The sequence below is a fragment of the Tautonia plasticadhaerens genome, from assembly GCF_007752535.1.
GTDB classification, from domain to species: domain Bacteria; phylum Planctomycetota; class Planctomycetia; order Isosphaerales; family Isosphaeraceae; genus Tautonia; species Tautonia plasticadhaerens.
Map to the genome: position 1 here is coordinate 1901652 of NZ_CP036426.1, position 12655 is coordinate 1914306.

Consider the following 12655-nt stretch of genomic DNA (forward strand, 5'->3'; position numbering starts at 1 on the left):
ATCGTGCCCGCACCGGCCGATCGTGGCAAGGCCAGTTGGGTTGTCCCCCGCGGATCCGCGACCTAGGGTCCCGATGGAGCGCGGCCGGGCCCGCCGGCCGGCTCCCCGGCCCCTCGCCCCGGATCGAGGCCCCCCATGCCGATGCCGCACCGAGACGCCACGATCACCGTCCAGGCCGACGACCCGGGACGCCCCCCCCGCATGGGATGGCCTCCGGCCCTGGGGAGGACCCGGGCCTGCCGGGCCGACCGCATCCTGTCCGCGATGCTCGACGGGGTCGGCCGGTCGACCCGACGGGAGGAGATCCACGACCTGCTGCTCCGGGCCGCCCGGGCGCTGACCGGCTCGAACCGGGTCGAGGTCCGGCCCGTCGGCGGACCCAATCGGGTGCTCGTCTCCCGATCTTCTCCCGCCCCGGGCGAGCCGGTCCGCCTCCCGGTCCGGTTCCGGGGGGAACCGTTGGGGACGCTGCTGGTCTCGCCCCGGGGCCGACGCCCCATCCCCCCGGCCACCGTCTCCCAGCTCGAATCGCTCTGCGCCATCGCCGCCCTGGCCGACCGGCTCCTCGGCCGGGAGCCCTTGCTCCGCCTGGCCGACCCCTCCCTGCCGGAATCGCGGCTGAAGCCCAGGGCGCTACTCCTGCCGATCCTCCGCCAGTTGATCCTGCTGGCCAGGAGGCGACGGGAGCCGCTCACGGTGCTCGCCATCGGCCTGGACCGGCCGGCCTCGATGGCGGAGGCGATCCTCCCGGCCGGGGGGGCCGGGTCCGTCGACCCGTCGATCTCCCTCGTGCTCGGCACCCTCCGGGAGAGCGACCTCGTCGTCATGGACGACCCCCGGACCCTGATCGCCGTGCTCCCCAACGCCTCGAACCTCAACGCCCCGATGATCGCCGAGTCGATCCTCCTCGCCGCCGCCGGCGCGACCGACGACGAGCCGACCGCCCCCCTCGCCGTCGGGGTCGCCGGCCTCTCCGACCGGGTCCGGGAGGCCGACGTGCTGCTCGACCTTGCCCAGGAGGCCCTCCGCCGCGCCCGCCTCCGGCCCGGGGGCGGCATCCTCGTCGCCGACCAGGACAGCTTCACCCCCGGAGTGCTCCCCAAAGCCGAGCCCGTTGCGGTCGGTTGATCCCGGGGCCGGTCGTCGACCCCCTCATTGCCCCGAGCAGAATCGGTCACCGAAATCGGCCCGACGCTCGATCATTATGGATGTAACGCGGCGCCCCGAGGCCCCCGCCCTCGGCGGTGAGGCCTCCGATTGCCCCTCCCGGGGGAGGCGACGCGGCCGGCTCTTTGAAAATCGAGAGCGAACACTTGGATGCATACATTAATTTTTTTGTTCCCGATCGTCCTCCCTGGATTGAGAATGCTGCATCCCGGGGGGCCGCCGGTCGTCGCCAGTCGATTCGGCGGAGCGAACCCATTTCTTGTGCCGCAACTCCTTTTTTACTTCGTATTTCGGCCGATGACGCCTGGCGCACTGTGGCGCACCGGCTCCGCGATCTCTCGGATAGGTCGACGCCGGGGGCGAGCGCGACGAACAAACCCACCTGCCGGAATGGCAGTCTCCGGGAGGCGAGGGGCGCGTGACGCCGTGGCGTCCCATCACGCGCGAAACGAACCCGATCGAACCGGGGATCCTCCGGAGCGAACCCATTGCGATCGCCGCAAGTCCTGACTCGAAAGGCTGATCGACGGGATCGCCGGGGCGCACTGAGGCGCACCGGCCCCCACCGCCACAGCCGGATCGGGGCTCAGGCAGTGTGCTCGACCTCGCGGACGACCATCGTGTTATGGGTCGGGTGATCGGGGAAGAAACCCCGGAGGACGACGACCCGGTCGCCCGTCGAGACCAGGCCCTTCGTCTTGGCCCAGGAGAGGGCGTGGTCGACGGGCCCGTCCCCCCCGGAGCCCGCACCCGGCAGGATCAGCGGGACGACCCCCCAGAGCAGGCTCAGTTGCCGGGCCACCCCCTCTGACGGGGCCAGGGCGATCGTCGGCGTCCGGTTGCGCTGCATCGAGACGGCGAGGGCGGATCGGCCCGATCGGGTGGCGACGACCAGCAGGGCCGCGTCCAACCTCCGGCAGGCGAGGCTGGCCGACTCGACGACCGCCTCGGTGATCGGCGAGATCCATCCGGCCCGGTCGGCCGGCCCCCCGGGGGCGGTCGTCGAGGGCGAGGGGGAAGGCCGCTCGGCCTCGGCGAGGATCCGGCTCATGGTGCGGACGGCCTCGACCGGGAAGTCGCCGATGGCCGTCTCGCCGGAGAGCATGACGGCGTCGGTGCCGTCGACGGCGGCGTTGAAGACGTCGCTGGCCTCGGCCCGGGTGGGGCGGCTGGAGCGTTCCATGCTGTTGAGCATCTGGGTGGCGATGATGACCGGCACCCGGGCCTTGTGGGCCTCGACCAGGATCCGCTTCTGGATCGCCGGGACCCGGGCCACGTCCACCTCGACCCCGAGGTCGCCCCGGGCGACCATGACCACGTCGGACAGGGCGAGGATCGACTCGAGTTCATCCACGGCCTGGGGCTTCTCGACCTTGGCGATCACCTTGGCCTTGATGTTCCTGCGGTCCAGCTCGTGGCGGAGCCGGGCCAGGTCGGTACCCGACCGGACGAAGGAGAGGGCGATGAAGTCGACGTCGTGATCGGCGGCCCAGTCCAGGTCCCCCAGGTCCTTGTCGGTCAGCGAGGGGAGGCTCAGGCCGGAGCCGGGGACGTTGATCCCCTGCCTCGACCGGATCTGGCCCGGGAGCACGACCTTCAGCACCGCCCGCCCGGGAGAGCGGTCGACCACTTCCATGCCGACCGTGCCGTCGGCGAACAGGACGGGGTCGCCGATCGTAAGGTCATCGGGGAGGTCGGGGTACGTGCAGGTCAGCTCGCCTTCAGCCCCTCCCGGACCCCGGACCAGGGCGTATTCCGCATCCAGCTCGCACGAGAGCATCCCCCCCGGCAACTCCCCCAGCCGGATCTTCGGCCCGCCGAGGTCCATGAGGACCCCGACCGCCCGCTCCCGCTCGGCAGCCACCCGGCGGATGTCGGCGAGTGTGGCCGAGTGGTCGTCCTGCGAGCCGTGGGAGAAGTTCAGGCGGAAGACGTCGACCCCGGCGTCCAGCAGCTTGCCGAGGACCTCGGGGGCCCGTGAGGCGGGGCCGACGGTCGCCACGATCTTCGTCCTCACGCCGGCCAGCGACTCGTCCGCGTCGATCCGCACGGCGACACCTCAGATAGGCGGGGCCAGGGGCGTCCAATGGTCCGGGGCGGCGGGCGAATGCCTCCCGAGGCGGGGCGGCCGCCGCCGACGAGGGCGAAGTGTAAGGCAAGGGGCCCCCGCCCGTCGAAAGAATTACGACCGGGACGGGCCGATCGGCGTCGAATCCCCCCACCCCTTCCACCCCTGTCGGCCCCTACCAGCTCCGATTGACGAGTCGACCACTCCTCGGGAGACTGTCGCCTCCCGGGATCTCCAGCCGAGCATAAAGTGGACCGGTATCCGATTCGCAACGTCATCCCCGGGAATGCATTGGATCGACGGACCGCCCCAGGGGGGCGGCTCCCCGAGGCTCGAGGCACTCAGACCATGAAGCGGATCATCGCCATCGCGGCCCTGCTCGGATCGCTCGGCGTGTTGATGAAAGTCGGCACGAAGCGGGCCGACGTCTCGGTCCGGGACGCCGAACCCGACGAGCCGACCGCCCCCACCCCCGAGCCGGCCGAGGCCGCCCGGCTGGCCGACGAGGCCCGGATCCGCTCCCGATACCCCGAGCACCGGGAGCTGGTCGACCGCGTCCTCGACCGCTACGGCCGCAACTCCCTCGCCATCGAGGGGACCGACGGCCTCCGGGGGCTCCGGCTCCTCGACCGGCTCGACCTGGAGGCACTCTACCTCTACGAGCACGCCTCGGAGGACTTCCACCGCCTCGCAGAACTCGTCTCCGACGAGGCCGCGGCCGACCTCATGCTCAACTGGCGGGAGTACTTCGGCCTGAAGCGATCCGACTCCATCGACCGCAAGGTCCTGATCACGGCGATCTCCCGGCTGAATACCCGACAGCGGCGGGCCGCCGCCTCCTACCCGGCCGCCCTGCCCCTGATCCTCAGTGACCCGACCGGCCTGACCGACCTGATCGACCGCTGGGAGGCCGACCCCGATCGCCTCGGGGAGGCGCTGGCCGTCCTGATGTGCATCGACCTGACGGAGGGGAGCACCGACCTCGCCTCGTCCGTCCGGACGATCGACGCCTTCGGCAACCTCGCCCTCGACGCCTTCCGCCTCCAGGGCCTGGAAGGGTTCGCCACCGTCCACCGCTTCGGCCCGGTCCTCCTCGCCCTCCGGGACGCCATCCCGCTGGACCAGGCCTTGATCCTGCTCCGGGTCAACGAGGCGTTCGTCGCCGACCAACTCCGCGGCCGGTCGCCCGAGGCGATCGCCGGCGACCTGAGGCACGTCGCCGCGGCGAACCTCGTCCCCGAGGTCGGCGGCAGCCCGTCCGGGCTCCGCCTGGTCGTCGAGCACGGCAGGGTCGCCGAGGAGGCCCTGCGCCGGGTCGGCCCGGACGCGGCGACGGTCATCTACGAGAATTACCCCAGCGCCAGGGACCGCGAGGAGGCCGTCGCCGCCGTCGCCGAGCACGGCCCGGCCGCCCTGGCGATGCTGGCCAAGTACGCCGACCACGACGGCTTCCGGGAGATCCTGCACCGGTACGGTCCCGACGTCATCCCGCCCGTCGCCTCGGCCGACGCCTCCCCCGAGTTCCTGGCCGAGCTGAGGGCCAAGCAGGACCGCTCGACCCTGGAGAACGTCGCCCTCGCCATGACCGCCATGTCCGGCGCGAGCGGCCAGGCGACGATCGAGCTGATCCGGGAGGACGGCCTCGATCGTGCCCGGAGTCTCGGCTCCGCCGAGACGGCCTACTACGAGTTCCTGCCGCTCTACGACCTGCTGCACCTCGGCAGCGTCGTCACGAAGGGATATACCCCGACCCGGGGCGAATACGCCTGGGCCGTGATCGACGCCGGGTTCGTCATCGCCGACGCCCTGAGCCTGGCGGCGCTCCAGCCCCAGGCGGCGCTGGCCTCGGAGGCGGCCCGATCAGAGCTGAAGGCGGCGGCCCGGGGGGCGATCCGGGGGATCGGCCGGGAGGCCTCCGAGGAGACCGCCGCGCTCGCCGGCCGTTCCGCCGCCCGGCAGGCGGCCGGGGGGGCGACCGACGCCGCCACCCGGGCCGCCCGGTGGTGGGTCGTCCGCTCGGCCGGCGGCCTCTTCGAGACGCTCCGGCACTACCCCGAGGCCCTCGCCCGGATCGGGCTCCGGGAGGCCACCGATATGGCCCGCCCCTACGCCGCCCAGGCCGGGCTGCGGCTCTCCCGGTGGGGCCCGATGCGGTTCCTCCAGGACGGCGCACTGGTCGTCCGCCGGATCCCCCCGGAGAAGGGCCTCAAGTACCTGGCCGTCGAGGCCACCCAGGCCGGGGTCGGCCTGGCCGCGATCCACAAGATGGAGGAGCACCTCTCCTCCCGGAGGCCGTCGCCGGTCTCGTCGTCCCCGGCGGGCTGATCGATCGGACACTCACTCGGACACATCCTGGCGAACGAGGGCTTGATCGGATGAATCGCACACACGGAATCGCTCGGGCGGCCCTGCTGATGCTGGCGATGGCGGCCCTGCCCAGCCCCGCGATGGCCAGCAAGGTCGGCTGGATGGAGGACGTCGTCCGCCGGGTCGTCAAGGCGTCCGACCCCGAACTGGCCCGCTCGGGCCGGGTCTCCGGCCGGTTGTTCGAAGGGTCGTCTGAGGAAGGCCTCTCGGCCCTCGCCCGGCGTTCGGATGCGCTCGCCGGATCGACCCGGTCGGCCGACGAGGCGGCGGGCACGGCCATGGACCTCCGGTTCAATCGCCTGGTCGGCAACGCCGATCCCGAACTCTCCCGGACCTTCCGCGCCCTGGATCCCGCCGAGAAGCGGCTCGTCCTCCGCATGGGTGAGGCCGCCGAGCGGATCGCCCGCCGCTACCCCGACAACGCCCCGGAGATGATCCGCCGCCTCGGGGTCGAGGGGATGACCGCCGTCCGGGTCTACGGCGACGACGTGGCCGAGGTGATCGTCCGCGAGGGCCCGGAGTCGATCAACGTCCTCCGCAAGTCGGGCCGGGAGGGCTGGGGCTTCTACGTCGGCACCGTCCTGCAGCACAAGCGGAAGCTCGCCGCGGCCGGCGTCCTGGGCCTGTTCCTGGCCGACCCGGACCGCTTCGTCGATTCGGCAGGCAAGATCACCGAGTTCGCCGTCGCCAAGTTCGCCGAGGCCGGGATCGACCTGGCCGGGGCGATCGGCTCCGGGGCGGCGAAGGGGCTGGAGCGGTCGCTGGCCGACCGGCTCGGCTTCCTCGGCCTCAGCGGGGCGGCACTCCGGTGGGCGGCCCTGATCGGCGCCGGGGTCGTGGCCTCGGCCGCGCTGCTCGTGATCCTCGGCATGCCGTTCCGATGGCTCACGATGCCGTTCCGACTGGTCGGCCGGGGCCTGAGGGCGACGGTCCGGTCGTCCTGACTTCGGCCTCGTCGGGGGCGGCCGGACCCGGGCCGTCCCCGCCCCGGTCCCCGCCGATGTCCCCCCTCGATCAGGGTCGAGACCCCGGACTCTCCCCAATGGCCGAACGCCGCTCGCCCGATCTCGACGCGCTGGAGCGCCGCCTGACCGGCCCGAAGCGGATCGCGCTGTTCGGCCACCGGGCGGTGGGCAAGACTACCCTGCTGGCGATGTTCTACCGGGAGGCGTCCGCCGGCCAGATCCCCGGCATCCGCCTGGCGGCCGTCGGCGCCAGGGGGGCGGAATACCTGGCCGACAAGATCGCCCGGATCGAGGCCGGGGAGCCCCCCGCCGGCACCCTGACCGAGACCGACCTGGAACTCCGCCTCTATCGGGGCCCGGCCAAGATCGACCTGATCGTCAAGGACTACCAGGGGGAGCACGTCTCCCTCGGCTCCGACGCCTCGATCCTTGAGTTCTTCGCCGACTGCGACGCCGTGCTGCTCTGCCTCGACTCGGTCGGCTCCGGCGAACCGGCCGAGCGGCGACGGCGGCAACAGGAGGTCGAGCACCTGCTGGAGCGCTACATCGGCGCCTCGGACGACACGATGGTGGGCCGGCCGATCGCGCTCTTGCTGACGAAGTACGACCGCGTCCTCGCCGCCGGGGGGCCCTCCCCCGATCGGGCCGAGGAGGTGGTCGAGTCCCGGTTCGGGATGACCCGGCATGCCCTGGCCTCCCACGCCCCGCGGAGCGCGGTCTTCGCGGTCAGCTCCTACGGCGTGAACGCCCCGAGCGACGGCTCCCCGCCCGAGCACCTGGAGCCGATGGGCCTGGAAGGGCCGCTGCTCTGGCTGGTCGAGCAGGTCGAGGCGACCGACCGGGAGCTGCTGGAGTGGATCTGGGATCTTGCCCCCCGTGATGCCTCCCGGATCGCCCGTTGCGTGAAGGCGTATGCCCGGCGCTATCCGAACTCTTCGAAGCTGATCGAGTATCGCCGTCGCCTCCGGCAGCTCCGACGCCGGGGGGTGGCCCGGGGCCTGGCCCGGGGGGTCGCGGCGATCGTCGCGCTGGTCGCCGGGCTGGCGGTCTACGACGCCGCCGGATTCCACCTGGCGCTCGCCTTCGAGCGGGGAGGACACCCGGCTCCCGAGGTCGCCCGACGCTGGGATAGGTTCCTCGCCTGGCACCCGACGCAGCCGCTCTTCTGGCCCGACGAGTCGCGGAAGGCCCGGGGACGTCGCGACGAGGCCCGCGTCGCCTCCGCCCGGCTGAGGGCCGAGGTGGGCACCGCCGAGCCGGAGCAGCTCCGCAGCGAGCTGGCCGAGTTGAAGGAAGCCGCCCCCGAGAAGCTGCCGGACATCCGGGAGGCCGAATCGACCCTCCGACGCCGGGAGGCCGAGGCCCGCTGGCAGGAGATCCGGGCCGAGTCCTTGTTGCCGAGCAAGCCGCCCGAGGACCGCCTGGCCATGATCCAGGAGTTCCTCCGGGAGGACCCCGACACCCCGTTCGCCGACCAGGCCATCGAGCTGGCCGAACTGATCCGCAAGGAGATCGACGACCGCCTGGAGCGGCGGGACCGCGAGGTCGTCGACGCCTGGCTCGTCGACGCCCGCCTGCCGGATCCCGATTACCTCGACCTCATCGAGCGGGCCCGCACGTTCCTCGAGGCCAGGCCCGACAGCCCCCGCGCCAAGGAGGTCCGGGGCCTCATCGACGACTGGCTCGACCGCCTCGACCGCCGGGACTATGAGCGGGCCGTCGCCTTCGAGGAGGCGGCCCCCCGACAGGGGTTCGAGGAGCAGATCCGACGCTACCGGGAGTACCTCCGGGCCCACGCCGAGGGCGGCTCCTACATCGAGCAGGCCAAGGCGGCGATCGCCCGGATCGAGGGCAGGAGGGACGACTACCTCTACCGCCAGGCGTTCGACCACTGGGCCACCCACCCCCGGGATCTCGCCGAGGTCGCCCGACGCCTGCGCGACTATCTCGCCTCCAACCCCGAGGGGCGCCACGCCCGGCCGGCCAGGGAATTCCTCGGCCGCTGGGACGAGATCACCAAACCCGGCGACTACCGCGTCACGCTCGTCCGGGGCGCGGTGGATCCGGGGGTCTCCAAGACGTTCTCCGGCGGGGGCCCGGATCTGGGCGTCGTGCTCTGGGTGGGTGGGGTGAAGCACGGGCCGACCCCGGTGATCCCCAACAGCACCGAGCCGGTCTGGAATTACACCTTTCCCCGTCCCGTGCGCTGGACGTACGGGGACGACGTGGTCATCCAGCTCGTCGACCACGACTACTCCGATTCCACCGTCGCCACGCTCCGCAGCGGGGACGACCCGCTGGCCCTGCGGGTCCTCAACGGCACGGTCCGGCCGTCGAGGACCCGGGGGCTGGTCACCCTGGAATTCGAGTCCGACTTCGAGCTGCCCCGGCTCCCCCGCCCTCGGGCCTCCGAGGGCGGGGCGCGGACGGCCGCCGATTGAACCGATCGCACGAACCTCGAGTCCCACCCGATGTGGCCCTTCCCCCGCCCCCCCGTGCCGTTCGAGCAGGCCGTCTACGGCAGCTTCCCGTTCTGGCACAGGGGCTACGACCTGCTGGGACGCTCCCCCGATTGCCGGGACCCGTGGATCCGCGCGATGAAGGAGACGTGCCAGCGGCTCGGCGAACGGCCGAGGGGGGCGGCCCCCCCCGCCGGGGTCGTCTCCCGATGGCTGGCCGACGGCACGTGGATGGTCCTCCACCCCTTCTCGCCGGGCAGCGACGACGTGGGCCGTCCCGATGCGGTCGCCTTCCACGCGGTCTTCCTCGACGCCGACTCGGGCCGGCGGGCCGGGTATCGGCCGATGCGGCTCGCCCCGGCGTTCCGGGAGGACTTCGGGCCGGGGGACGGCGTGCTCGCCCCCGGCTCGATCACGCTCCCCCGGCCGGGAGCCCCTCTGGTGCCGGACGACCCGAGGGCCGACACCGTCGCCGAGGCCCTCCTGCACGGCCGCCGGGCGCTGGTCGAGTCGGGCGGCCCGATCGATCGGCTCGCCGAGCAGGTCTGGGAACGGCTCCCGGTCCGGCATCGCCATCGGCGGTCGCTGGCGACCTGGGCCTTCGCCGACGCAGGGCTGTTCGACCTGATCGGGCTGCCCCGCCTGTCCGGCATCGACCCGTCCGATCGCCGCCTGCTCCTGGTGCCGGCCGGGCCGGAGGGGCAGGCCGCCCCGGGTGAGGGTGCCGAGGGGGACGCGATCGGTTAGACTGCCGAAGTCCAGCGACGCCGGACGGATCGAGTGCGTCGCGTCCCGGGGAACGACGAGCGTGACGACGACGACCACCAGGGCCCAGTCCCGCCACTGGAGCCGACACGCGTCCAACTACGACGAGCTGTTCCTCGACCCGTTCGAGCCCGGGGTCGAGAACCCGATCGTCCCGGCGATCGGGGCGGTCCCCGACCCCGGTTCCAAGCTCGCCATCGACCTCGGCTGCGGGACTGGCCCGCTCCTGCCGATGCTGCTGGGGAGGTTCCGGGAAGTCGTCGCGATCGACTTCGCCCCGGCGATGGTCGACGCCGCCCGGCAACGGCTCGGACCCGATGCCGATCGGGTGCAGTTCCACGTCCGGCCCATGGACCAACTCGACGACTTCACCGACCGCGTCGACGTGGCCGTGGCGATCAACTCGATCGTCATGCCCGACGTCCGGGACGTCGACCGCACGCTCTCGGCGATCCGCCGCGCCCTGCGCCCCGGGGGGGTCTTCTTCGGGGTCGTGCCGGCGATCGACGCGATCCAGTACCAGACGATGCTGCTGCTCGACCGCGCCTTGGAGCAGGGGAATGCCCCCGCCGAGGCCGACCGCCTCGCCCAGCAGCAGGCCGAACACCACCTCTACGACTTCGGCTTCGGCCGATTCGCCTTCCGGGGGCTCCGGCAGAAGTTCTGGCAGTCGTTCGAGCTGGACTACCGGCTCCGCAAGGCGGGGTTCGGCTCCGTCCGGCTGGACCAGGTCCTCTACCCCTGGGATGCCAACCTCCCGCTCGGGGAGCACTTCCGTGGGCAGCCCCGCAGCTGGGACTGGGCCTTCGAGGCGAGGCCCTGAGCGGCTCCCCGTCGACGAGCGCGGCCCCGAACCCCATCGAGATTGACGGCCATGACTTCCCGAGACGAACTCTTCGACGCGGACGAGCCGATCGTCGCCGACGCCGGCCCGACCAGCCCCGGCAAGCCCTTCGCCCAGTTCCTCCGCGAGACACCCCCGACCCCGCTCTCGCAGGGGGTCAAGCTGGCCCTCTGGGGGGCCGGGGTCCTCACGCTCCTGCTGTTCCTGGCCTCGGTGCTCAAGGTCGCCAGCTGAATACCCAGACGCGAACGGGGCCCGAGGGGGGAATGCTTCCCCCCTCGGGCCCCGGTTCGCTGCGTCTCGATTCGGCGTGCCGGGCGGGACCGGCTCAGAAGACGTCGAGCGCGAAGTGGTGCCCCTGGTAATACTTCTTCTTGCTGCTCCAGTCGTGCAGCCAGTGCGGCATCCGGTCGAGGCCCAGGTGCTTCTTGCCGCCGTAGAAGTTGCGGTAGTACGGCCCCTGGATCTGCGGGACGATCCGCATCTCCTTGGGGTAGAGATACCAGCCGTCGTAGAGCTGGTTCGTCTGGACGCCGTTCCCCGGGACCTGGGGCGGGACGTACGGCCAGTGATAGAACGAGGTCCAATCCTGGGCCGAGGCCGGCCTGGCCACGCCGCCGAAGGCGAAGGCCAGGCCGAGCACCAGCGCCGAGGTCGCGATCATCCTGCGAGTCATGCGTCACCTCCGTGTTCGACTCCGACAGAGTCCCGAGTATGATCGACCGTGGGGCGAAATCCCGGAGGCCCTTGCCCGGCCTTTTTCCCCCCCGGGTTCGGTTCGTGACGCTCGGGGGGACGGTGTCGCCGTCGGGACAACCAGGAGAGGGGAGTCGGGCCGATCCGATCCAGGCCCGCGCCCGGACACCAGGAGGAGTGTGACCACGATGTGGGTACTCATCGGAATCGCGGCGCTGGCGTTCTGCGGGCCGATCGCCCCGGTCGAGGCCGAGGACCGGGCCCTCCCGGGGCGTGCCCGGCTGGAGGCGGACGTCTTCCGGCTCGCCTCCCCCGAGTTCGAGGGCCGGAGCGGGGACGGGGCGAGGGCCGCGGGCGATTTCCTCATCGACCGCCTCCGGGGGCTCGGCCTGGAACCCGCCTTCGACGGCCGGTTCGACCAGGAGTTCGCCGCCGGTGACCTCCGGGGCCGGAACATCGCCGCCCTGCTCCCCGGCTCCGACCCGGACCGATCGGAGGTGGTCATCCTCTCGGCCCACTACGACCACCTCGGCATCCGGGGCGGTCGACTCTTCCCCGGGGCCGACGACAACGCGACGGCGGTGGCGATGGTGCTGGAGGTCGCCCGGCGGCTCGCCGGCCAGGCCGAGCCGCCCACTCGGGGGATCCTGTTCGTCTTCTTCGACCTGGAGGAGCGCGGCCTGCTCGGCTCCCAGCACTTCGTCAGGGAACCTCCATTGCCGAGGGACCGGATCGGCCTGTTTATGACCGCCGACATGCTGGGACGGTCCCTCGCGGGGGTCGGCGGCGACTCGCTGTTTATCATGGGGACCGAGCACGCGCCGGGGCTCCGCCCCTGGATCTTCGAGGCCGCCGAGGGCCTGCCGCTCTCGGTCGGGGTGGTCGGGGCCGACCTGCTGGCGATCGACCGCAGCGACTACGGCCCGTTTCGGCAGCGGTCGATCCCATTCCTGTTCTTCTCGACCGGGGAGAGCCCCGCCTATCACACGCCGGACGACCTGCCCGAGACCATCGATTACGGGAAACTCTCGGCGGCGACCGCCCTCATCGAGCGGGTCGTCCGTCGGGCCTGCTCGGCCGACGAGTTGCCGGGGTGGACCCCGGACCGGGAACCCTGGATCGAGGAGGCGGTGGCGATCCGGGAGGTGCTGGCCATGCTGCTGGAGCATGAGGAGGAGCTGGAGATCCCCGCGCTCCAGAAGTCGATGATGAGCGGGATGGTCGAGCGAATCGGCGGCTGGGTCGAGGAGGGGTCCCTCACCCCCCCGCAGCGGATGTCGATGCTCCGGGTCGCCCAGGTGGTCCTGTTCACGGTGCTCTGAAC

10 protein-coding genes are annotated in these 12655 nt (G+C 72.1%); 8 read left to right on the top strand and 2 right to left on the bottom strand.

The annotated features are described in order from the left end of the window. Positions 1–135 precede the first annotated feature (135 nt). Positions 136–1128: a nucleotidyl cyclase domain-containing protein gene (locus tag ElP_RS07380; RefSeq protein WP_145267998.1), complete on the top strand. Its 993-nt coding sequence runs from the start codon at positions 136–138 to the stop codon at positions 1126–1128. Positions 1129–1753: 625 nt separating this feature from the next. On the opposite strand, the gene pyk is transcribed toward ElP_RS07380, so the two are convergent. Next, on the bottom strand, positions 1754–3217 hold the full coding sequence (pyk, locus tag ElP_RS07385; protein WP_145267999.1) for a pyruvate kinase: 1464 nt from the start codon (positions 3215–3217) through the stop codon (positions 1754–1756). Positions 3218–3583: 366 nt separating this feature from the next. Here pyk and ElP_RS07390 point away from each other — a divergent pair, with 366 nt between their 5' ends. From ElP_RS07390 to ElP_RS07415, 6 genes are all read left to right on the top strand, one after another. Beyond that, positions 3584–5560 carry a hypothetical protein gene (locus ElP_RS07390; RefSeq protein WP_145268000.1) on the top strand — a complete coding sequence of 659 codons (1977 nt, stop codon included), beginning with the start codon at positions 3584–3586 and terminating at the stop codon, positions 5558–5560. A gap of 50 nt (positions 5561–5610) precedes the next feature. Further along, positions 5611–6546: a hypothetical protein gene (locus ElP_RS07395; protein ID WP_145268001.1), complete on the top strand. Its 936-nt coding sequence runs from the start codon at positions 5611–5613 to the stop codon at positions 6544–6546. 98 nt (positions 6547–6644) lie between these two features. Beyond that, positions 6645–9008, top strand: a complete 2364-nt coding sequence (locus tag ElP_RS07400; protein ID WP_145268002.1) for a TRAFAC clade GTPase domain-containing protein — start codon at positions 6645–6647, stop codon at positions 9006–9008. Positions 9009–9038: 30 nt separating this feature from the next. Next, entirely contained in the window at positions 9039–9773 is a 735-nt protein-coding gene (locus tag ElP_RS07405) for a hypothetical protein (protein ID WP_145268003.1), read from the top strand. Positions 9774–9834: 61 nt separating this feature from the next. Continuing rightward, the gene (locus ElP_RS07410) at positions 9835–10614 is read left to right on the top strand and encodes a class I SAM-dependent methyltransferase (RefSeq protein WP_145268004.1); all 780 of its coding nucleotides are present in this window, start codon (positions 9835–9837) and stop codon (positions 10612–10614) included. Between the two features lie 51 nt (positions 10615–10665). Next, complete coding sequence (locus tag ElP_RS07415) at positions 10666–10869, top strand: hypothetical protein (protein ID WP_145268005.1); 204 nt, start codon at positions 10666–10668, stop codon at positions 10867–10869. A 94-nt stretch (positions 10870–10963) separates the two neighbouring features. Here the strand turns inward: ElP_RS07415 and ElP_RS07420 are convergent, their stop codons facing one another. Continuing rightward, on the bottom strand, positions 10964–11311 hold the full coding sequence (locus tag ElP_RS07420; protein ID WP_197446788.1) for a hypothetical protein: 348 nt from the start codon (positions 11309–11311) through the stop codon (positions 10964–10966). 208 nt (positions 11312–11519) lie between these two features. Here ElP_RS07420 and ElP_RS07425 point away from each other — a divergent pair, with 208 nt between their 5' ends. Continuing rightward, positions 11520–12653, top strand: coding sequence for a M28 family metallopeptidase (locus ElP_RS07425; RefSeq protein WP_197446789.1), 1134 nt, complete (start codon positions 11520–11522; stop codon positions 12651–12653). Positions 12654–12655: the final 2 nt, after the last annotated feature.

Coding starts and splice junctions, on each gene's coding strand:
- ElP_RS07400 (WP_145268002.1), top strand. CDS start 6,645: ATGGCCGAACGCCGCTCGCCCGATCTCGACGCGCTGGAGCGCCGCCTG.
- ElP_RS07425 (WP_197446789.1), top strand. CDS start 11,520: ATGTGGGTACTCATCGGAATCGCGGCGCTGGCGTTCTGCGGGCCGATC.
- ElP_RS07390 (WP_145268000.1), top strand. CDS start 3,584: ATGAAGCGGATCATCGCCATCGCGGCCCTGCTCGGATCGCTCGGCGTG.
- ElP_RS07405 (WP_145268003.1), top strand. CDS start 9,039: ATGTGGCCCTTCCCCCGCCCCCCCGTGCCGTTCGAGCAGGCCGTCTAC.
- ElP_RS07380 (WP_145267998.1), top strand. CDS start 136: ATGCCGATGCCGCACCGAGACGCCACGATCACCGTCCAGGCCGACGAC.
- ElP_RS07415 (WP_145268005.1), top strand. CDS start 10,666: ATGACTTCCCGAGACGAACTCTTCGACGCGGACGAGCCGATCGTCGCC.
- ElP_RS07395 (WP_145268001.1), top strand. CDS start 5,611: ATGAATCGCACACACGGAATCGCTCGGGCGGCCCTGCTGATGCTGGCG.
- ElP_RS07420 (WP_197446788.1), bottom strand. CDS start 11,311: ATGACTCGCAGGATGATCGCGACCTCGGCGCTGGTGCTCGGCCTGGCC.